19 protein-coding genes are annotated in these 21,477 nt (G+C 61.6%); 4 read left to right on the top strand and 15 right to left on the bottom strand.

Features of this window, described 5'->3' with window-relative positions; translation table 11 throughout:
- Positions 1-8: 8 nt before the first annotated feature.
- From ABR989_RS00175 to ABR989_RS00105, 15 genes are all read right to left on the bottom strand, one after another.
- On the bottom strand, positions 9-1,562 hold the full coding sequence (locus ABR989_RS00175; protein ID WP_428124953.1) for a DNA polymerase Y family protein: 1,554 nt from the start codon (positions 1,560-1,562) through the stop codon (positions 9-11).
- A 12-nt stretch (positions 1,563-1,574) separates the two neighbouring features.
- Positions 1,575-2,459: an ATPase domain-containing protein gene (locus ABR989_RS00170; RefSeq protein WP_428124951.1), complete on the bottom strand. Its 885-nt coding sequence runs from the start codon at positions 2,457-2,459 to the stop codon at positions 1,575-1,577.
- Between the two features lie 431 nt (positions 2,460-2,890).
- Positions 2,891-3,673: an HTH domain-containing protein gene (locus ABR989_RS00165; protein ID WP_428124950.1), complete on the bottom strand. Its 783-nt coding sequence runs from the start codon at positions 3,671-3,673 to the stop codon at positions 2,891-2,893.
- A 111-nt stretch (positions 3,674-3,784) separates the two neighbouring features.
- Positions 3,785-4,537, bottom strand: coding sequence for a hypothetical protein (locus tag ABR989_RS00160; protein WP_428124949.1), 753 nt, complete (start codon positions 4,535-4,537; stop codon positions 3,785-3,787).
- A gap of 113 nt (positions 4,538-4,650) precedes the next feature.
- Positions 4,651-6,477: a YfhO family protein gene (locus ABR989_RS00155; protein ID WP_428124948.1), complete on the bottom strand. Its 1,827-nt coding sequence runs from the start codon at positions 6,475-6,477 to the stop codon at positions 4,651-4,653.
- Between the two features lie 56 nt (positions 6,478-6,533).
- Positions 6,534-7,742, bottom strand: a complete 1,209-nt coding sequence (locus ABR989_RS00150; protein ID WP_428124947.1) for an FAD-dependent monooxygenase — start codon at positions 7,740-7,742, stop codon at positions 6,534-6,536.
- A 65-nt stretch (positions 7,743-7,807) separates the two neighbouring features.
- Entirely contained in the window at positions 7,808-8,818 is a 1,011-nt protein-coding gene (locus ABR989_RS00145) for a polyprenyl synthetase family protein (protein ID WP_428124946.1), read from the bottom strand.
- A gap of 37 nt (positions 8,819-8,855) precedes the next feature.
- Positions 8,856-9,608 (bottom strand): coenzyme F420-0:L-glutamate ligase, encoded by a 753-nt coding sequence (cofE, locus tag ABR989_RS00140; RefSeq protein WP_428124945.1) that lies wholly within the window; start codon positions 9,606-9,608, stop codon positions 8,856-8,858.
- Positions 9,609-9,624: 16 nt separating this feature from the next.
- Positions 9,625-10,530: a 2-phospho-L-lactate transferase gene (gene cofD / locus ABR989_RS00135; protein ID WP_428124944.1), complete on the bottom strand. Its 906-nt coding sequence runs from the start codon at positions 10,528-10,530 to the stop codon at positions 9,625-9,627.
- Complete coding sequence (gene cofH / locus ABR989_RS00130) at positions 10,517-11,770, bottom strand: 5-amino-6-(D-ribitylamino)uracil--L-tyrosine 4-hydroxyphenyl transferase CofH (protein WP_428124943.1); 1,254 nt, start codon at positions 11,768-11,770, stop codon at positions 10,517-10,519. The genes cofD and cofH overlap by 14 nt, the downstream gene beginning before the upstream one ends.
- On the bottom strand, positions 11,767-12,957 hold the full coding sequence (cofG, locus tag ABR989_RS00125; RefSeq protein ID WP_428124942.1) for a 7,8-didemethyl-8-hydroxy-5-deazariboflavin synthase CofG: 1,191 nt from the start codon (positions 12,955-12,957) through the stop codon (positions 11,767-11,769). Before cofG ends, cofH begins: the two co-directional genes overlap by 4 nt.
- 100 nt (positions 12,958-13,057) lie before the next feature.
- A complete protein-coding gene (locus tag ABR989_RS00120; protein WP_428124941.1) occupies positions 13,058-13,717 on the bottom strand; it encodes a PqiC family protein in 660 nt (219 codons plus the stop codon).
- 2 nt (positions 13,718-13,719) lie between these two features.
- Positions 13,720-14,706, bottom strand: a complete 987-nt coding sequence (locus tag ABR989_RS00115; protein ID WP_428124940.1) for an MlaD family protein — start codon at positions 14,704-14,706, stop codon at positions 13,720-13,722.
- Entirely contained in the window at positions 14,699-15,442 is a 744-nt protein-coding gene (locus tag ABR989_RS00110) for an ABC transporter ATP-binding protein (RefSeq protein WP_428125284.1), read from the bottom strand. Before ABR989_RS00110 ends, ABR989_RS00115 begins: the two co-directional genes overlap by 8 nt.
- Before the next feature lie 145 nt (positions 15,443-15,587).
- Positions 15,588-16,739, bottom strand: a complete 1,152-nt coding sequence (locus ABR989_RS00105) for an ABC transporter permease (RefSeq protein WP_428124939.1) — start codon at positions 16,737-16,739, stop codon at positions 15,588-15,590.
- Positions 16,740-16,890: 151 nt separating this feature from the next.
- Here ABR989_RS00105 and ABR989_RS00100 point away from each other — a divergent pair, with 151 nt between their 5' ends.
- The 4 genes from ABR989_RS00100 (at position 16,891) to ABR989_RS00085 (ending at position 21,475) form a co-directional block, all read left to right on the top strand.
- Positions 16,891-17,892, top strand: coding sequence for a zinc-dependent alcohol dehydrogenase family protein (locus ABR989_RS00100; RefSeq protein WP_428124937.1), 1,002 nt, complete (start codon positions 16,891-16,893; stop codon positions 17,890-17,892).
- 180 nt (positions 17,893-18,072) lie between these two features.
- Complete coding sequence (gene nuoB / locus ABR989_RS00095) at positions 18,073-18,561, top strand: NADH-quinone oxidoreductase subunit NuoB (RefSeq protein ID WP_428125283.1); 489 nt, start codon at positions 18,073-18,075, stop codon at positions 18,559-18,561.
- A 10-nt stretch (positions 18,562-18,571) separates the two neighbouring features.
- Complete coding sequence (gene nuoF, locus ABR989_RS00090) at positions 18,572-19,882, top strand: NADH-quinone oxidoreductase subunit NuoF (RefSeq protein WP_428124935.1); 1,311 nt, start codon at positions 18,572-18,574, stop codon at positions 19,880-19,882.
- Between the two features lie 9 nt (positions 19,883-19,891).
- Positions 19,892-21,475, top strand: a complete 1,584-nt coding sequence (locus tag ABR989_RS00085; protein WP_428124933.1) for an NADH-quinone oxidoreductase subunit G — start codon at positions 19,892-19,894, stop codon at positions 21,473-21,475.
- Positions 21,476-21,477 lie beyond the last annotated feature (2 nt).

Genomic DNA, 21,477 nt, shown 5'->3' with positions numbered 1-21,477 from the left:
GCGATTAGTCAGTCGTAGGCGCCGTCGAGAAACCACTTATCCGAGTTCAAGTCGCGGAAGATGCGGTAAACGCCGCCATCTTCGAGCGCGAGTTCGTAATAATCGCGGACGAAGCCGCATTTATGCACTGCGGGATTTTTTTCATCGGATGAATCCGCGCGCATATCCACGACGAATCCAAGCCACCATTCGCCATCGCGCCGCCATGGCCCGGCGATCGAAATCACGCGCGCGCCAAGATTCTCACCGCGGACGAACTCCGGAATCTCCCGCGAGCACATCACCTCGATTTCCCGCGCCGGACGAATCGCGCGTATCACCAGCTGCGTGACATTCTTCGCTGCCGCATTTTCGGGGATCGGCATCGCGGCAGGCGGTGCGAACGGATCGAGCCGCATCGCTTCGGGCCGATGCGAATTCTCTGCCCTTAGCATGCCGACGTTGCCGGGGCCGCATAGCGCTGCCAGCCGCGCAATCGTAGTCTGCAGCTTGTCCGGCGCAGGACTGGGCGGCAGAAACATGTCGGTCTGCGCGGGACGCGGGACGCGCGGCGCAATCTCGATTCGAATCGATTCGACGGCGGCCTCGGGCGGCGCCGCTTCAAGGCTCAGGTTGATGAGCGTGAGAATCGCGCGGACATCGTTCGACGGCGCCGCAACCGCGACCCGGCGGCTGAAACTGCGATGACCGCTCATCCCGAACGCGAGCGTGATATCGCCGGCGACCAGCGCGCGCATCGAAAGCCGCTCGGCGAGCCGCTCGAGCATCGCACGCATGACGAATCCCAGCGGCTCCAGGTTCTCGATTCCGTATTCAAGCTCGATAGTTTCGATGAAAAACTCGGCGCGGCGGCGCGGCACAAGCGGCGAAGAGCTTCCACCGCGCGCAAGGCGGACCAGCTCGACGCCGCGACGGCCCAGCCGCGTGCCAACAGCGTCGGGATTGAGGCGCGCCAGCTCACCGAGCCGGCGCATCCCCCATCTGGCGAGCGTGGTCTCCAAGTCGTCGCCGCGATCCGATTTTCCCAAGCCAAGCATGTCGAGTGGCAGCCAGTTCAGGAATTCGCGCTCGCGCCCGGCTTCGATCACGCGCACGCCCCCGCATCGCGCGGCCAGATGCGCCAGTTCCTTGTTGGCCGCGACGCCGGCGGCGGGTTCCATCCCGACTCTGCGCACGCATCGCACCAGCTCGGCGGTAATCTCTTCTTCGCCATTGTAGATGCGATGCAGGCCTGCGAGATCGAGCCACACGCATCCCGGCGCGCCCGACTCAACGATAGGCGAAACCGATTCGACCGCGTCGAGCAGGGCAGAATGCGCCGAACTTTCCGCGGCGGGTGAGCGATGGACTACGGCCAGATCGGAGGAGATCGCCCGCGCCTGCGCGATCGTCATCCCGGGGCGGATTCCAAGTTCACGCGCGTGCGGCGAGACGGTGTCGAGCTCGGCGTGCGGAGCCAGGCTTTGGCCTATAGCCAACACCTTGCCCTCGAACGCGGGATTCGAACGCACCAGCGCCGCGATCGAAAAATCGGCGACCATGATGCACGCGATACGAGCCATCGGGACACCGCACTAGCTGCTTGCGGAAACTCGAACCTGCGGATGCAAGTCGGTTGGATTTGGAATTGGAACCGGATCAACGAGAGCGCGAACGCGAACACGCCGCCCCGTTCCGCCCATCTTGTTCCGCGCAACCATCGCATCCACCGCAAGTCCGTCGAACATTACCGGTGAGCCGGGAGCGAGCCGGCTGAACGACGCCTTGGCGCGGCTGGCAGCCAGACTCAGCGCCGCGAACGTCCCGCACATCCGCCACGGTGCGATTGCGATCACGGCTGTGCCGCTGCGCTCGGCTGCGCGGGCGATTCGAAGCGCTGACGCGTGAGCGAGTGCGCGTGGCGCTTCGCCGAAATCGACGACGACCAGGCCAAAGCCGCCGGCCTCGAGCACGAGTTCCGCAGCTTTGACGATCGCGGATTGATGGCGCGCGAGCGGGCCGACTGCGAAGCGGCTGTACGGGAGAGTCGCACGCGCCATCCGCGACGCTGTCGTTGTCGTTTTCGTTGTCTTCATCGACGCCCACAGCATCCGGGCAAGCTCTACTCCGGCAGCCGCCATGCTCTCGGGATCAAAGGCGCCTGAGGCATCGAGCCATGCGGCGACCTCGCCACGGCGGGTGGCGAAGGCGGCGAAAGATGCGGCAATCGAGGTCTTGCCCGAACCGGCGCGGCCCGTGATCTCGCTGATTCGCCCCCGCGGGATTCCACCGTCTATCAGGGCGTCGAGCGAGGCGAGTCCGGAGCTTAGGCGGCGATCCTTGCGGGTAAGTTCATGGCCACGAAAAACCCCTGAAAATACAAGTGGTTGTGGCCTTTCGAGCGGGATATGAGACGGCAGTCTGAGGGCCTGAATCGGGCTTGAAGGTTTGCTCCACGAGGGTTTTGGGAGTGCTGCCATCAGCACTGTTTTCGCTCTTTTTTCGCCTCATGTCAACTGTTTCAGTGACGCGGATTTACTTCGCGGCACGACTAACAAACCCAACGCGGTCGGCGTGGGCGCGATTCCTGTTTCAGTGACGCGGATTTACTTCGCGGCACGACTAACAAACCCAACGCGGTCGGCGTGGGCGCGGTTTTGAGTGATCGAAAAGGGCGGAAAAGAGCAATTTCTACCATTACTTGTGGTTTTGGGACGGGTCGGCTCTATGGGTAGTTTCGTTCCGTCAAAAATTGTTTTTGCAAGAAGCGGGCGGCGGCCGATTTCGGGCGAGTGCGGCCAGTCAGGGGCATCGTGACGGTTGTCCATGCCGTACGCGTAGCACGGCAAATCCGGCGGGGTCAGGCTGAACAGTTCATCCCCAAGCGCGAGCGCGGCTGCGTGGCGGGGGTTCATGCTTTGCGCTTTAGCAGCTCTTGGAGCAGCTCTTGGAGGAGTCTTCGGTTTCTGTCGCTCTCGATTTCCGGGTCTTCGAGCTGGATAAACTCTATCGCCTGGAAGTCGTCTCCGCGCTTCCGGTTCTGGCGGGGTTCTAATCCCTCGATCAGGACCGCCTCCATGGTCGCGATCACCACATCTGTGCCAATCGCTTCTAGAGCAGCGGCAGTTCTTAGAGTACCGTTCGGCTCGACGGGATACACACCGAACCAAGAGAATCTAGTCCAACGGCCCGCGAGTCTGTCGATAGTGTGCTGGTAGAGTCTACGTCCGAGACTCTGATCGGTGGTACGCCCGACGTAAACGACTCCCTGTGAATCGTGCAGGAGATAAACACCCCTTTGATCACAGAAATCGACGCTGCCAGAGGCAGTCTGTTGTTGCCCTAGGATCTTGGGTTGTGATGCCCAGAGGATCTTGGACCTTTCCCAAAACATTCCAAACGCATTGACTAGCCCGGTCACCTCCGAGGTTTCGGTCTCTGACCCTTCCTCCAAGGCGGGCGCCTGCTGCTCGGCATCGCGAAGGGAATAATATCCTCGGGAAGTGCGAGAAAAAGGCGACTCAGCGCCGTCGTTTTTCAGAGACGTGGTTATTATGGCGACGACGGTGTTGGCGGGAGTCGCGGTAAGTTCTTGCCGTAATGAGCCCTCGGCGATCTTCTCAGCGATCTCCGTATAGTGCATAGGCGCTTTGGCGTCTTGAAGCACCTTAACGATTGCGTCTTTCCACTCCATGACCTGGAACGAGCTAACACTTGGAGAGCCCTGCGATCAAGGATTTCGCCTCATGTCAATGTCGACCGAAGAAGGGCAGGACGATTACTGCTTCATCACGGGGGGGGGAATTCACGGGAGCGAGCGGGCGAGTTCGCGGTAGACCGCCGGATTGTAAACCAGGCCCGAGTGCGTGCCCGTCACCTCGACGTTGCGCGCGCCGGTCACGATTGAAGACTCGGGCGGGACGATCGGATCCTCGCGGCTGTAGATCGAAAGCACAATCGTCTGGGGAGCGAGCGAAGCGCGCATGTTAGCGACGAATTCGCATCCACAATCCGGGAAGCGGCATTGAGGATCGAGAATCCGGCGCGCGGTGTTGCTCGCATTCCAGACCGTGCTCATCGTTGGATGCGCGATTGGCGGGACGTCTCCGCGCTGCGCGAACGACGATACGAGCCCCATCGGCGATCCGAGCGTGACGAGATGTGACACCCGGCGCCCAAGCCGTACGGCCAGCGCTCGCGCAAGCAGGCCTCCGCGGCTATGACCGATCAGCACGAGAGGTCGATCGTGCCGCGGCTCCTGGCGTTCGACCCATTTCTGGATGTCTGACGTGAGCCGGTCGGGACATCCCGCGTTGACCCACAGTCCCGAGGTGGCCGCGCGAAAGCCGATGCGAGAAATCCATCCCCGCAAGGGCCAGAGATAGAAGTCGCTGCCGAAAAGCCCGGGAATGATTACGACGAGGCGTCCGTCGCCGCGCGGCACGCCCTCGCCGCGATAGATTGGATCTCTGCGCAGCGAGGCGAACTCTCTGAATGCGAACGCCTCGCTCGCCATCACCTGCCATCGCGATTGTTCGGCCGGCGGATGATTTTCCATACTGGCTATTTCATCCGCCCGATGGTTGTGTGGCGTTTTACGGGACTTGGCCGCCTTCCCGCGTTCCATTTCATCGAAACTGAACCATTGCCGGCAAGGCGATTACTGTTTCATCACGACGCGGGTGACGCCGTTGAGGAATGGGCCCGCCAACGTTCGTAACCCCAAAGCAGCAGCATCGCCATGAAAGTTACCAGCGTGATCGATAGGCCGATCAGGAAATGCTGGCTTCGATAAACCAGTTCGAGGCGCTGTTTGCCGGCGGGTAATTGTACTGCGATCAGGCCGTTATTTGCGGCGAGTGTGCCCGCTCCTTGCGCCACGCGCCAGCCCGGTTCGTAATTCTGATTGACCACCATCATCGTTGGCGCCGGCGCGTCAATGTCGAAGCTCAGGGCGTTGGGGGTCCATCGCTCAAGCGTCACCGTGCCGGCGCCGAGCAGGTACTGCTCTCCCTGATAATCCGGCTGATCGAAGCCGAGAGGGTAGCGGGGCGGCCGAACCGGTTCATAGCACGAAAGCACCCCTATATTCGCTTTCGCAGCCATGAACATGTGGTGATGAAGGTACTGATTGCGCCACTGGTGGAAAACGGGCGATGGCGACAGCGCAGCATCGTGGCCCTTGACTACATAATGGAGGTAGCGCGTGCTGACGGACCAGCAGTCTATCAGCGCCAGTCCGATCAGCAACACGGCAATTCTTGCTCCCCACGGTTTTGCCATCGCGCGGATCGCATCGGTCCCGAAGCCGGCCAGCACTCCGACTACCAGCGTGAATGGCAGGAGCAAGCGCACCGGCACGCGCGTGGAGGCGAAGAAAGGCAGTTTGTGTATCAGGACCCACGGGGAGTACGGCCCAAAGCCCCCTGCCACCAGGAGCAGCAGCGCGAAAGCCAAAATTGCCCAGATTAAAGCGCGGCGAAACTGCAGGACGATCCCCAGCAGTGCTAAACCCGCGAACAACACTCCAATGTAGGCGTCATATATATGATTGCCGAATCTCGTGGGGCTCTGAACGCGCGAGAAAAGCTCGAACCAAAGTAACGGCAGATGATTGACCTGGTTCGGAGGCCACAGCCGCGCGTAAACCCCGGTGAACGCGAGCCCGGGGAGGAGCTTGATCGCCCCAAAACCAACCGTGAATGCACCCATGACGGCCAGCACCATCAAGGGGAAGAAGCTCCGCCGCTGCAGCGCGATCATTGGCGCAAGCAACGCGAGGAGCAACGCCGTATGCAAGAGTGCGTATACGCCACCCTCCGTTAACATCAAGGCCATCACCAGACCGCCGAGCGCGGCAGGCGTCAGCCGACGGCGCTCCAGGCCAAGGCACAGCAACGCAGCCGCCCATGGAAGGTAAGCGTATGGCATGAAGACGTAGTGTCCTATTTCGGTGTGGAGGTAGTACCACGAGCTGCCGGCAAAGAGACCCGCACAAGCGACCGCCCCGAGCCTGGAGATCCCCAGCACGCGAGCGAGAAAATAGGCGCCGCCGAACGCTATCGCAATATGGCTGACGAACTCGAGACGCAGTCCGATCACCGGTCCAAACAGCAGATGAAGGAGCAGGAATGGCGTGAGCACGGATGATTGAGGGTTACCGAATAGCGGCATCCCGCCGCACCTGTACGGATCCCAAAACGGAAATTGATGAAAATGGGTTATGGTGTGGAAAGAGATCCAATGAAGTGACAGACCGTAATCCCAATCGCTATAGCTGAATTTGGGAACATCTCCCCGGGTGAGATGACGCAGGATTGGATAGCCAAAGCAGAGCGCGAACGCGATCGAGCCAAGCGCCACCCATACGGCTTCGGTTTTGATCGGAGAGGCGTTTTTCATGCGGCGGCGCCAGAACCCAGGCGGCGTTTGTACAAACCAAAGCGCGAGCATCGCGCGGACGCGGCCCGTGCAAAGGGTTATCGGGCTAATTTTCATCGTGTTTCAGCATCCGGATGGTCACCATGTCAATCAATCGAAGAAGGGTAAGACGACTACTGCTCCATCACGACGCGGGTGACGCCGTTGAGGAACGGATCGAATCGCCGGGCGAGGAAGCCGGCGAGGAAAAGTTTCGCAAATGCGATCATCGGCGCGCTAACGACGATACGGCCAAGCAGCGAATTCGACATCACGAAGCGCGGTCCGAGCTGCTGCATGTCCTGTATCGTCACGACCTCGGGCCATCGCTCGGCCTGAATATTGCGCGCCGCAAAATCGAGCATGGCCTCGTCGGCATGCATCACGAGCGCGCGACCTAGATGGTTGGCCGCGACGACCGCATCGCGCAGCGCGACGTTGATTCCTTGCGCTGCGACCGGCGACATCGGATGCGCAGCGTCGCCTATCAGGAGCAACCCGGGGACGGTCCACTCGCGCAGCCGGTCGCAGATGACGTCGAGCAAGAACGGATGCGCCGGGCCGGTCTTATTCGCGGCGAGAAAATTCCTCAGATCGGATGACACGTGCGGCGCGAGCGCGCCGATCCATCCTTCGGCGCCAAGCTTTTTGATGTCGCCGAAGGCCCCTTTGTCGATGACCCATCCGATCTGCATGTGCCCTTCGGGAGAAGGATAGATGATGAGCAGGCGCCCGTTTCCGATGTAGCCGCGCGCGGTGCGGCCGTCGAGAAAATGGCCGGGGACGCGGCCCCATACGACATCGAAGGCCTGCATGATGCGGTCCTGGGGGAGGGCGGCGCGTTTTCGAATCGCAGATGCGCGCCCGTCGCATGCGATCACGAAGTCGGCGCGATAATCGCGCGGACCCTCGAGGGTGTCGGCATGAACGCCGGCCACGCGGTCTTTTTCATAGATCAGATCGCGCACGGTTACGCCGCGTTCGAGCTTGAAGCCGGGGAATTTCGCTTTCGTTGCCTCGGCAACAATCATCTCAAGCATCGCAGGCTGCGGCACAATCCGCGGCGGCGTCTCGAAGCCGTCAACCGGAATGGCAACTATTCGCCGTTCGCCGCGAAAGATCTCGACGGTTCGAATCGATAGATTCGGCAAAGCGCCGAGCGGTTGACGAAGTCCGGCTTCGTGGAGCGCCGCGATTCCCGACGGCATCAGGACCTCACCGCGAAACTCGCGCGAAAAATCAGTCTGTCGTTCGAGCAGCGTCACCGGGACGCCGCGGCGCGCGAGCAGGTAGGCGAGCAGGGCGCCCGCCGGTCCGGCACCAACGACGATTGCATTGAGCATCTGGAGTTCCCCGTTGCTTCGGTTTCAGCCTGTGGAGAAGTGCCGCGGCAGCGCGCGCGAGTGTCTCAGACTTCGCGGGAGATTTGGTCGTCGATCAACGTTGCCAAGCCGTCGCGGTAGGGCGACGGTTCGAGCAGGCCTACGATCGACCGCGCGATTGCGACTTGCTGTGCGGCAAGACGGCGTGCGGTGGTGATGATTTCAGGATCTCGCAGCAGGTCGAGCGCGCGCTCGAGCACCGCGCCCTTCATCCTGGTTCCGTTCTGGAACAACGCGCGCAGCTCGGCGCTGCGCTCGACACCGAGCACGACCGGCAGCGACAGAATGCCGGCGCGCAAATCGGAGCCGACAGGTTTGCCGATTTTTTCTTCCGGCCCCAGGATATCGAGCAGATCATCGACCATCTGGAATGCCAGGCCCATCGCGGTTCCGAGCTTCGCCATCGCATCGATCGTCCGCGACGACACGCCTGCGAGGTCCGCCGCAACCTTGCCGCCGGCGTGGAACAGTGACGCGGTCTTGCGATCGATGACCGCGATATAGTCGGCCAGAGTCGCGGCCGTATTGTGACGGAATCTGCCCTCCATCACTTCGCCTTCGGTCAGATGGATGCACGCCTGCGCCGCGGTGTGTACGAGATGTTCTTCGAAGCGGCCGCATACTTCGAACGCGCGGCAGAACAGATAGTCGCCCGCGATCAACGACGGGCCAAAGCCGTAGCGTGCGAACGCCGACGGCTTGCCGCGACGCAGCAGGCCGCGATCGATGATGTCGTCGTGGAGCAGTGTCGCGGAATGGATCAGTTCGAGCGCGATTGCAGCGTCGATCGCGTCCGCCACTTTCGCCTCAGTTCCGCCGCATGCGCGGTACACCAGCAGGATGAACGTCGGTCGCAGCCGCTTGCCGCCCGCGTCGACGAGGTAGTGGCAAACTTCCGCGATTGTCGATTCGTTGGAGTCGAGCAGGCGGGAGAGTTTCGCTTCGGCCGCTGTCAGGTCGGCTTCGACCAGGCGCGCGGGGCTCAAAGCCTCAGGCGTCGATGCGGCAGCGAGTTGAGTTGCCTTGGCTCTTTTCACTTTTCACTTTTCACTTTTCACTGTTCACTGGATGCAGTTAGCGGAATAAATCGGCTTCGGCGGGACGAATCAATACCTTCGCGCTGCCCTCGAACGGTTCATATTTGTACCCGCGCACGACGACCGCCGGAGTGGCGCCCGCTTTTTCCATCAGGAGGCCTGCGGCGGACGCGATCTCGTCGGCGATTGCGACCACGGTATGATGCAATTCGCGGCCGCCCAGGTCGGTGGTGCCGCGCAAGTCGAGGATTGGATTCATGCCGGCTATTCCGAGGCATACTTCGGTAAGGCCGTCGCGCCACGGACGGCCGAAGGTGTCGGTAACCAGCACCGCGACGGTAACGCCGGAGCGCCGGCGAATCTGGTCGCGAAGACGGCGCGCCGACGCGTCGGGATCGTCGGGCAACAGGATGGCGCGGCCGTCTTCAAGGCTGTTGGATTCATCGACGCCGGCATTGGCGCAGACCCATCCGGGTCCGGTCTCGACAATTAGTACACCGCGGTCGTTGCGGACGATTCTGCTGGTTTGGCGCAGCACGATTTCGACCGCGCGCGGATCTTTTTCCCACCGCTTCGCATAGCTTCGGGCGAATTCGGAGGGCTCGAAATCCTTCAAATCCACGACGCGACCCTCGGCTTTCGAGACTACCTTCTGGCATACGACGAGAATATCGCCGGGTTCGAGTCTGAAGCCGGTGTCGTCGAGTCCCCGGGCAATCAGCGCGGCAAGATCGTCGCCCGCCTTCACCATCGGGATTCCCTCGATCGCAGTGAGACTTATCGTGCGCATCGGCGGGACCAGCCTACTACACCTCAAGCGCTTGCAGAACCACTTCGGCCAAAGCGGCGGCGCGCTCGGGAGTGGCCATGATCGTGTCGGTTGCGAGCGCGCGCATCCCAAGCCGTTCGATCGACTCGAGGTAACGCCGATCGGCGTTGTCCAGCACGAACAGTCCGGCTATATCGCGATAGAGCCGCGCAACTCCAAGCGGCGAGGCTTCCATCCCAAGGCCGCGGAGCATTTTGTCAGCGGGACCTTTGATCGTTTTGCCGGCCACGATCGGACTTATGGCCGCGACGCGCGGTTTCACGCGGCGCAGCGCCGCGCGCACGCCCGTCAATTTCAGAATCGGGCCAAGCGAGACGAACGGATTCGACGGCGCCAGGATGACCGCGCCGGATTTGCCAATCGCCCGCAGGACCGCGGGATTGACGCGCGCGCGGCTGATTCCACGCAGCTCGATCTTTTCGACGGCGCCGCGTGCGCGCCCGCGCACGAAGTACTCCTGGAATGGGATGGCGCGGCGTCCGCGCAATTTCACGAAGGTCCGCACCCGGTCGTCGCTCATGGGCAAGATTCGCGACTTGACTCCGAATGCGTCGGCGATTTCCGCGGTGATTCGGCTGAGCGATATGCCCTGATGCATCCGCTCGGTGCGGTACAGATGCGTGGCGAGGTCGCGATCGCCCAGGCCGAACCACGGCTTGCCATAGAAACGCGCGAGCGCGCGGAGCACGTTGAACGATTCTCCGTCCAATCCCCAGCCTTGCGCACGACTGACGACGCCCGCGAGCGTGTAGGTGACGGTGTCGATATCAGGGGAGACGTGAAGCCCGTAAAAGGTTTCGTCGTCGCCGGTGTTAACGACGACGGTCAGCCTTTCGGGATCGATACGCCGAACCAGTCCCCGGATGAACTTAGCTGCACCCACTCCCCCCGCAAGCGTGGTGATCTGCCGGGACGGGAGAGGACGCGATTGGCCGCGCTCCATTGGGTGCCTTTCTTCCGTAGAGCTTCTTGTAGAGCGTGGTACGTTCGACCGCGACGCGGCCCATCTCGCGCGCTTTTTCCTCGAACAAATCGACCGGCACGAACTCACCCGAGTCGCCGCCGGCCAGGGCCGTGATCATTTCCTCCATCAGCGTGCCCGAAAAATCATTGCATCCGGCCTTGAGCGTGAGCGCCGCGAGATCGAGGCCGCACTTGACCCACGAGGTCTGGATATTGTCGATTTGCCCGCGCAGGAACAGGCGCGAGAACGCGTACATCTGGAAATCCAGTTGACCGCGATCCACGGGCGAGACCAGGCCCTTGCGGTAAAGCATCGTGTTCTGATGGATGAATCTGAGCGGCACGAACTCGGTGAAGCCGTGCGTCTGCTTCTGGATCGTGCGGATCAAGTCGAGATGATTCACCACATGGTGGGGAGTCTCGACGTGACCGTACATGACGGTTGACGTGGTTGGCACGCCGACCGCATGAGCGGTGGTGATTATCTCGACCCACGCGGAAACATCGACCTTCTTATGACTGAGGATCTCGCGCACGCCGTCGTCGAGGATTTCCGCGGCGGTGCCCGGGATCGAGCCCAGTCCGTGCTCCTTGAGCATCGTGATGTATTCCGGATAGTCCATCCGCACGCGTCTGGCGCCGTACATTATCTCCATCGGCGAGAAGGCGTGGATGTGTATCTCGGGAAATGCGCCCTTCATCGTATCGAGCAGGTCGCGATACTTGAACGGCGGCATGTCGGGGTTGATGCCGCCCTGCATGCAGATCTCGGTCGCTCCACGCGCGACTGCGTCGGCCACTTTGCGCACGATCGTTTGGTCGGAATGATCGTAGGCGTCGGCCTCCCAGCGTTGACGCTTGAAGCCGCAGAACTGGCATCCCACGAAACAGACATTGGTGAAGTTGATGTTGCGATTGACGATGTAGGTGACTTCGTTGCCGACGTCCTCGGCGCGTGCGATGTCGGCGCATCTGATGGTCGCGCGCAAGTCGTCGCCCTCCGCGGTGTATAGCAGCAGGCCTTCTTCGGGCGTCAGTTCTCTTTTCAGGAGAGCGTGTTCGAGCGCGGTGCGCACGGCGGGGGACGCCTTGCCAAGCAAAGCGTCAACGGGAGTCGCTTCGATTTCGTCAACGTAATCTCGCCAGTACTCCAGATTCATTGTTGGCCTCCGACGGATCGATCCCATATCGCGCGCACTTTAGTCGCGACCGCCGGGTCGAGCCACTCATCATTGATGTATTCGGGATAAATTGCGAGCCTTTCATCGAGCCTGAATCCAGCTCGCGCGCATCGCTCGGCGAGCCTTTCGATGTGCGGCCACGGCGCCTCGGGGTTCACGTAGTCCTTGCTGAGCGGCGAAATTCCGCCCCAGTCGTTGATTCCGGCGCTCAGGAACAACTCGATCTGACGCGGCGACAAGTTAGGCGGCGCCTGTACGTTCATCGCCGGCCCGAGCACCAGGCGCGCGGTCGCGATCGCCCGCGCCATGTCGTATGCGTCAGGCTCCGGCGCATCGGCCATCGCAATTTCAGGCTTGGCGCGAAAATTCTGGATGATCACTTCCTGGATATGGCCGTGACGCTCATGGGTGTCGCGAATCGCTGTCAGGCTCAGCGCGCGTTCGGCCGGAGTCTCGCCGATCCCGAGCAGGATTCCGGTCGTGAACGGAATTCGGATCGCGCCTGCCTCATCTATCATCTTAATCCGCAGCGCAGGATCCTTGTCCGGCGCGGCCTGATGCACTGCGCCGCGCGCGCGCAGTCCCGGCGAGATATTTTCGAGCATCAGACCCATGCTCGCGTTGAGCGGACGCAGCGCGCGCATTTCATCGGACGTCATCAGGCCGGCGTTGGTATGCGGCAGCAGTCCCTCAGCCAGCGCGATTTCGCAGGCGCGGCCGACGTATTCGATCGTGGTGCGGACGCCCAGCCGCGCCAGCGTCTCGCGATATTCCTTGAATGCGACCTCGGGCTTGTCGCCCAGGCACATCAGCGCCTCTTTGCATCCGAGTTCGGCGCCACGCCGCGACCAATCGGCAATCTCGTCAGGCATCATCGTCCACGCGCCCGGGTCGCCGGGGTCTTTGCGGAACGTGCAATAGGTGCATCGGTCGCGGCAGAGATTGGTGACGGGCAGAAAGACTTTGCGCGAGTAGGTTACGTCGCGGCCCTTGCCACGATCGCGGAGTTCAGCCGCCGCGGAGAGCATGGCGTCGAGGCCGCCATCGGGACATTCGATAAGCGCGATCGCGTCGGCATCGCTTAAGCGCGCGCCCGCGAGCGCTCGATCGAGGATATCGCGGATCGGCGCGCGTTCCCGCGGCGCGGAAGCGAGCGATGAATGCATCGACGGCATCAATCGCGTTTATAAGCGATCAGTTACGGTGAGGCAACCTAGTTGCAAAACAAAACTGCGCCGCTCGCGATCTGGGCGCGCCGATTTACGCTCAAGCCGGATGCGCACCCTGTTGCGAGCGCACCTGGCGCAGCATGTTCGCGATCTGGCCGCTCAGATCGCCGACCGTTCGGCTAAGCGCAGCCGCCGCATCCGTGGTATCGCCGGGCTTGGAGGGCTGCGTCAGATTGGACTCCGCAGTATACAGGATGTTCTTGCCGGTGGAGTCGAGAATCGTCCATTTCGCCGATAGTTGCGCGTTGCCCTGGCCGTCGGTCTCGAAGCGATAGACGTCAATCTGGACCTGAAAATCGATATGCGTGGTGTTGTACCACGGGAAGATAATCACGCGCCGCGTCCCGGCTTGCGCGGCGAGGTCGCGCGCCATCACGTTCGTGAAACCGTTCTGCAGCGATTCGCCCCATCGCGCGTCCTTTGAGAGCTCGAGACGATTGGGGGCAGCCCGCGTCACTACTTCCTGGCGATCGAGGTACGGAGGCAGTTTGATCGGCCCAAGTCCGATCGCGAAATCGCCGCCCACGCCCTGCGCAGCCGCCGGCGCCGCAGTGCCCGCCGTGGGTGTGAGGAGATAAAACTTCGTGATATCCGGCTGTGGGGCGAGAATCGTTTTGGCGACATCGGAACATCCTGCCAGCGCCATCGCGATCGCGCCGACCGCACAAGTCTTCACAAGCTGTCTGGTCGAGGTCATCGTTAATCCTGGCTGATGTCGCGCCCGCGAATGATTGCACTCGGGTTACGTTGCAGGTAGTCGGCCAGCTCCTTGATCGAGTGCGCGGCGGCGGAGACGTCCTGCAGCGTCTGCAGCACCTGGTAGTTGACGGGAGAGTTCGGCTCGATCGCCGTTTGGACGGCGCCGAACGTCAGCCGGGCCTGCTTCGCTGCGGCGTCTGCGGAAACCGAGGTCTTCTGCAAAGAGTCCGACAGGGGAGGTACCTGGCTGTTCATCGTGCTGAGAGTCTGCTGTGCGCCAGCCAGCGTTCGTTCCAGTTGCCGGCGTGTTTTTTCGGAATTGGCCACCGCTTCCCTGAGCCCAGGCGAGCTGGTGAGTTGCCTGATGGAATTCACCATATCGGTCATCTGCTGGAAAACGGCGCCGAAGTCCACCTTGTCGAGTTTTTCGAAAATTCGGACCGCCACCGCCTGGGCTTGTTCGAGGGTAGTTGGAATTGCGGGAATTTCCTGCAGCGGAGAACCCGGCGGCGCGACCATTTGAATCGGCATATTCGGCTCGATGTCCAGCGCCACGTATAGCAGGCCGGTCACGAAGCTGTCCGAGCCCAGTTGCGCGCGCAGCCCTTCCCGGATCAGGTTGGGAATTGTATGCGGGTCGCTCAAGTCCATGGTGGTGCCGCCGTGAGAAAGAATCTTTTCCTGATCGAGCTCGATGATTACCGGGATGCGCACCTGGGCCCTCAACTTGCCGGTGTCGCGGCTCACCTCCTGCTCCAGGCGCAATCGAATCTGTTTGACCTGGCCTATCTCGACGCCCTTGAACTTGACCAGCGCGCCGACCCTCAGGCCGTTGATACCGCCGCCGCCGCCGCCGAAGTAGATGACAAATTGGTGGGTGGTGCGGAACAGGTTTCCCGATCCGAAGGCCACAACCGCCGCCAGGATCAGGCCCAGTCCGCCCAAAACGAACGCACCCACGGTGGCCGGATTGATTCGTTTACCCATGATTCCTCGCTGATTTGTCCGCGTCTTTTCCTCCGCGGGTGAGGAAGGTTTTCACGCGCTGATCGGTGCAATGCGCCAGCAGGTCCTTGGGGTCGCCGTGTGCGATCATGGCCCTGCTCTCCGCGTCGAGAAAGACGCTGTTGTTGCCGATCGCAAAAATGCTGGCCAGCTCGTGACTCACGACGACGATCGTCGCGCCGAGGTTGTCGCGCAGTTCCAGGATTAAGTCGTCGAGCAGGCGCGAACTTATCGGATCGAGGCCGGACGACGGCTCGTCAAAGAAAAGTATTTCCGGGTCCAGCGCGATCGCACGCGCAAGTCCCGCCCGCTTTTTCATCCCGCCGCTGATCTGACTGGGATAGTAGTCCTCGAAGCCCTTGAGCCCGACCAGCGCCAGCTTCAGCGCAGCAACTTCCCGAATTTCCGCGTCCGACAGATCGGTAAATTCGCCGAGCGGCAGTCCCACGTTTTCCGCCAGCGTCATCGAGTTCCATAGCGCGCCGCTCTGGTAGAGAACGCCGAAGTACCGCAGCATCGCCTCGCGCTCGAGCGGCTCGCCTCTGGTGAAGTTGAAATCGCCGTACCAAACCTCGCCCTCAGCGGGCACGATCAGCCCGAGCAGGTGGCGGAGCAGGGTACTTTTGCCGCTGCCGCTGCCGCCCATTATTATGAAGATGTCGCCGTGATTCACGGTGAAGTTTATATCTTTCATCAACACGAAGGTTCCGTACGCCATGGTGAGATTCTTGACCGTGATGGGCGGAGGACCCTCCTTGGGAAACTTCACCCTGGAGAGGCGTTTGCCGTCCGAAGACTTGATTGATGAGGGGGTGGTGGCCATATCAGCGCGCCGGGCTGTGCAGGTTGATTCTCACTTCCAGCTAAAGTCCGAGGAGATTGAAGATGAAGGCGAACATTCCGCACGCGACGATTACATAGACGATTCCCGTAACCACCGCCGAAGTCGCCGCGTCACCGACCGCCGACGAGCTGTCGCCGCACTGGAACCCGCGCAGGCATCCGGCGACCCCGATAATTACGCCGTAAACAGCGGCCTTGAATACGCCGCCCAAGATTTCGGTGAGTGTGACCGCGTTTGCCGTTTCGCGAATGTACGTGCCGACCGAGATATGCAGCATCGTCGCGCCGACGAACGCTCCGCCTGCTACACCGAGGCAATCGGCGTACACGCATAGCAGCGGGATCATCAGGAACAGGGCCAGCACGCGCGGCAAGACCAGGAATTCGAGCGGCGAGATTCCCATCGTGGTCAGCGCGTCGATTTCCTGCGTCACTTTCATCGAGCCGAGCTGCGCGGCAAACGCGGCTCCGGTGCGGCCGGCCATGATGATCGCGGTCATCATCGCGCCCATGTCGCGGCTCATCGCAATTCCGACCAGGTCGGCGACGTATATTGCCGCGCCGAATTGTTGCAGCTGAACCGCGCCCATGAACGCGAGAATCACCCCGACCAGGAAACTGACCAGCGTGATGATGCCGAACGCGCTGGCGCCGCAATCCTGGATCGCGATCATCAGGTCAACCCTTCGAAAACGCGCCTTGCCAACGCACAGCATGGCGAACGCGATCGCAACTTCGCCGAGGAAGCGCAAAAATTCTTGCAGCCCGCGCGCATACAAAATCGTCGCCTGGCCAAGCTCTTCGATGAACGTGGCATGCGACGCCTCGTGGCGCGCGCCGAGTTTTTCCGGCACCGCTTCCGCCAGCTGGATCAAGCCCCGCACGCCCTCGGGAAGCGGGCTCCAATCCGCGGGCAAGTTGCGCTTATGGCAGATCTCGCTGACGCCCATGAGGAACGTGAGCAGGCCGCTGTCCCAGTCGCCAAGCCCGGCAGCGTCAAAGGTCAGCCTGACGGGCTTCGGCGCGGTGTCGAGTTGTTTCAGTACAAGGTCAGGCTCAGGCAGGCCACGGCGAAGATGCCAATCGCCGGCGAGCCGGACGACCAGCGTAGAGTTATCGGAGCGCGCAAATGAAAGTTCGCCCGACGGTTGGGATTGTTTGAGCGCCTGCATCCGTGCGGCTCAATAGAGCACGCCGATAAACGGTAGCACAATTATTTGCCTTTCGGTGGCTTACGGGGTTTGTTGGCAGGCCAACAACGGACGCGTCAGGTATGATATTTCCAGTTCGAGTTCAATCGTTGCAAATGAGATTGATGAAAAAATGAAGGCGATGGTGGTCGAAAAGCCCGCGCCGATCGAATCGGATCCGCTCCACGCCATCGACACGGCCGTGCCCGAGCCGGGGCCGGGCGAAATTCTCGTGCGAGTACGCACTTGCGGCGTATGCCGGACCGATCTTCACGTCGCCGAAGGCGACCTGCCGCCGCGCCATCCGCGAATCATCCCCGGCCATGAAGTGGTGGGCGTCGTGGACAAGCGCGGGGCCGGCGCCGTTCGTTTCAAGCAGGGCGATCGAGTCGGGATCGCATGGCTTCGCGAGACCTGCGGCGGTTGCATCTATTGCCGCCGCGGGCGCGAAAATCTCTGCCCGAACGCGCGCTTCACCGGCTACGACCACGACGGCGGTTACTGCGAGTGGGCCGCCGTGCGTGAGGATTTCGCTTACGCGATCCCCGATTCGCTTGGCGATGAGGAAGCGGCGCCCCTGTTGTGCGCCGGAATAATAGGATTTCGCGCAATCAAGCGTGCCGAGGTCAAGCCGGGTGCGACGGTCGGCCTCTACGGCTTCGGCGGCTCGGCTCATCTTGCGATTCAGGTGATCCGCCACTGGGGATGCCGCGTGTTTGTCATGAGCCGGGGCGGACCGCATCGCGACCTGGCGAAAGATCTTGGCGCCGAATGGATCGGCAACGCAGAGGATCCGCCGCCCGCGCTGCTGGATGCGGCAATTCTGTTTGCTCCGGCGGGAAATCTCGTGTTGCCGGCTCTGAAAGCGCTCGATCGCGGAGGCATCCTGGCGGTCGCGGGAATTTACCTAAGTCCAATTCCGGCGCTGGACTACGAAAAGCATCTCTTCTATGAAAAAGAACTTCGCAGTGTGACGGCTAACACACGCGCCGACGGCGAAGAGTTCCTGAAGCTTGCGGGCGAGATACCGATTCGCACGAGTACCGTGGCCTTCGGGCTGGCCGAGGCGAATATGGCGCTCAAGATGCTCAAACACGACGAGATCAAAGGCGCCGGCGTGCTGCGAATTTCGTGAGATGCCATGGCAGTGCAAGTTTTCCTTCACTCAGAACGGCCGTCTCATTAGGGTTCGTTGACGTGGCGACGCGATGCTTGCTACCCTTCAACCGTAGCAATCTAACGTAGACATCCATCGCCAGAGGCATCAATGGCTTTAATTAAGAGCGGGCTCGAGTCGTCCAAGGGCGACGAGAATATGCTGGGCGACACCGCGGTCCTGACCCGGCTGGACAAGGCTCTTGGTTGGGCGCGAAAGTTTTCGATTTTTCCGTATCCGTTCGCGACCGCCTGCTGCGCGATGGAATATATGTCGCTCTCGATGACTCCCTACGACATCGACCGCTTCGGCGCGCTGCTGCCGCGCTTCACTCCGCGCCAGGCGGATCTGCTGATGGTGATCGGCACCGTAACGGTCCGGCAGGGGCCGATTTTGCGCCGCGTTTACGATCAGATGGCGGAGCCTAAGTGGGTGATGGCGTTTGGCGCATGCGCCTCGACCGGCGGCTTCTACGACAATTACGCGACCTTGCCCGGCATCGACACAATTGTCCCGGTTGACGTGTATGTTCCTGGATGTCCTCCGCGGCCGGAAGGCGTGCTCGACGCACTGATGGCGCTACAGCGGAAAATCCAGGGCCAGAAGCAGAAACTGATGGCGCTCAGCGGCAAGCATCAAACCGCCTGACCGGATTCACATGGAACGGATACTGACTCGCTGGCTGGATATCCCTGATCTTCGCAAGCTCGACGTGTACGTCGGCAACGGCGGATACAAGGCGCTGCGCAAGGCGCTGTTCGACATGAAGCCCGAGGAGATTATCAACGAGGTCAAGAACTCGAACCTGCGCGGGCGCGGCGGCGCGGCGTTTCCAACCGGCGTGAAGTGGAGCTTCATTCCGAAAGATTCCAAGAAGCCGGTCTATCTATGTTGCAACGCCGACGAGAGCGAGCCCGGCACGTTCGCCAATCGCTACGAACTCGAGTTAGATCCGCACGGCATCATCGAGGGCATCGCGATCACGTGTCGCGCGGTCGGCGCGCATATTGCCTACACTTACCTGCGCGGCGAGTTCACCGTGCAGAAGAGAATTCTTGACGCCGCAATCGCCGAGGCTTACGCCAGCAACTACCTGGGCAAGAACATCCTTGGCTCCGGCTTCGACCTCGACGTCTTCACGCATCGCGGCGCCGGCGCATACATCTGTGGCGAGGAAACCGGCCTGCTCGAATCGCTCGAAGGCAAGCGCGCGTATCCCCGCAACCGTCCGCCGTTTCCCGCCATCCAGGGCGCGTTCGGATGCCCGACCGTCGTCAACAATGTCGAGACGCTCGCGAACGTCCCGCACATCATCAATCGCGGCGCCGACTGGTACAAATCGATCGGTCCCGAAAAAAGTCCCGGTCCCAAAATTTTCTGCCTCTCCGGTCACGTCAACAAACCGGGATTGTACGAATTGCCGATGGGCTTTCCGCTCAAGGATCTGATCTACGATGTCGGCGGTGGAATCCTCGACGGCAAGGCGCTCAAGGGCGTCATTCCCGGCGGCTCGTCGTTTCCCATCTTCACCGCCGAAGAGGCCGTCAAAGTCAACATGGATTTCGAATCCGTGCGCGCTGCCGGTTCGCTGATGGGGACTGCGGGCGTGATGGTGATGCACGAAGACACCTGCATGGTCGATGCGCTCAAAACGATCGCGCATTTCTACCATCACGAGTCATGCGGACAGTGTACGCCGTGCCGCGAAGGATGCGGCTGGATCGAAAAATTGGTCACCGAAATCGAAGCGGGGCGCGGCAAGATGGAAGATCTCAAGGTCCTCATCGATGCCGCCTCCAACATGGAAGGCAACACCATTTGCGTGCTCGCCGACAGCCTCTCGATGCCGGTGAAGAGCTTCGTGCCCAAGTATCGCGACGAATTCGAGGCGCACATCAAGCTCGGGCGATGCCCGTTCAAAGATCGTGACGGCAAGGCGGGCGGCCTCAGCGCCGCGGCCGGCCACTGAGATTTTCAGATGCCCAAGCTCACCATTGACGGCAAGGAAGTTGACGCCGGCGCCAACCTGAATCTCATCCAGGCGGCCGAACTCGTCGGCATCGAGATTCCGCAATATTGCTACCATCCCGGCTTGACGATCGTCGGCAACTGCCGGATGTGCCTGGTCGAAGTCGAAAAGGCGCCCAAGCTCCAAATCGCCTGCAACACGCGCGTCGCCGAGGGGATGGTCGTCCATACCAAAAGCGACAAGGCCAGGACCGCGCAGAAGGCGGTGCTCGAGTTTCTGCTGATCAACCATCCGATCGATTGTCCCGTTTGCGATCAGGCCGGCGAGTGCAAGCTGCAAGACTACTACATGGACTACGATCAGCAGCCGTCGCGCTTTCCGTTGCCCGAGAAAAATCACAAGGGCAAGGCGATCGACATCGGCTCGGGCGTGATGCTCGATCAGGAGCGATGCATCCTGTGTGCGCGATGCACCCGGTTCTTCGATGAAGTGACGAAGACCTCCGAACTGGCGATTTTCGAGCGCGGCGACCATAACCGCATCGACATCAATCCGGGCCAGCCGGTCAACAACAAGTACGCGGGCAACGTCGTGGACATCTGCCCGGTCGGCGCACTCACCGAAAAGGAATTCCGCTTCCGGATGCGCGTGTGGTACCTGCATCGCACCGCGTCGGTGTGCGGCGGATGCGAGCGTGGATGCGCGATCGACATCCACCACCATCGCGGACGAATCTACCGCTTCAAGCCGCGCTTCAACCCCGGCGTCAACAGCTATTGGATGTGCGACGAGGGCCGTCACAGTTTCCCCGCGCTGCAGAACGAGACGCGCCTCACGTCGCCGCTCGTGCAGTCCAAGGACCAGCTGGTAACCGAGCCCTGGGGCGAAGGTATCAGGCGCGCAGCGTCGATCATCGCGGATTACAGGCGCCGGTACGGCCCCAATTCGATCGCGGCGGTCGTCGATGCGCAGTCCACCAACGAAGAAGCGTTCGCGCTGAAGCAGTTGATGAAGACCGCGATCGGATCGGATCGAATCGCGACGCTCAGTTGGTCGCCGCCGGGCGCCAGTGGCGATGACGACTTGCTGATCCGCGCGAACAAAAATCCCAACGCGCGCGGACTCGCGGCGCTGGCGATCCCGGCCGATGGACTCGACGGACTAGCAGCCGCCGTCGCGTCGGGCGAACTCAAGATGCTGATCGCGATGCGCGCCGACCTGGTTCGCGCATTGGGCGAAGAAGAGTTCGTCAGGCGCTTCGGTGCGCTCGACTACATGCTGGTGCTATCGAGCGACGCCAACGAGACCTGCCAGATGGCCAACCAGGTCTGGCCGATCGCGGCGTATCCCGAAATCGACGGCAGCTTTACGAACTTCAAGGGCCGTGTGCAGCGGATCAACGCGGCGTTCCCGCCGCCCGGAGCCGCGATCGCCGCCATCGAGGCGATCGCGAGGCTCGGTCATGCGCTCGACGGCGTCGATCGTCCGAGCTCGGCGGACGCGGTGTTTGCGTCGATGACTGCCGCGGAGCCTGCCTTCAAGGGCCTCAGCCTCGCGACCCTTGGCGAGCACGGCGCCGACTTGGCAAGCTGAAT

The sequence above is a fragment of the Binatus soli (SeqCode) genome, from assembly GCF_050015535.1.
Lineage (GTDB): Bacteria > Desulfobacterota > Binatia > Binatales > Binataceae > Binatus > Binatus soli.
The sequence above is the reverse complement of the archived record's forward strand: the minus strand, read 5'-3'. Positions and strand labels throughout refer to the sequence as shown.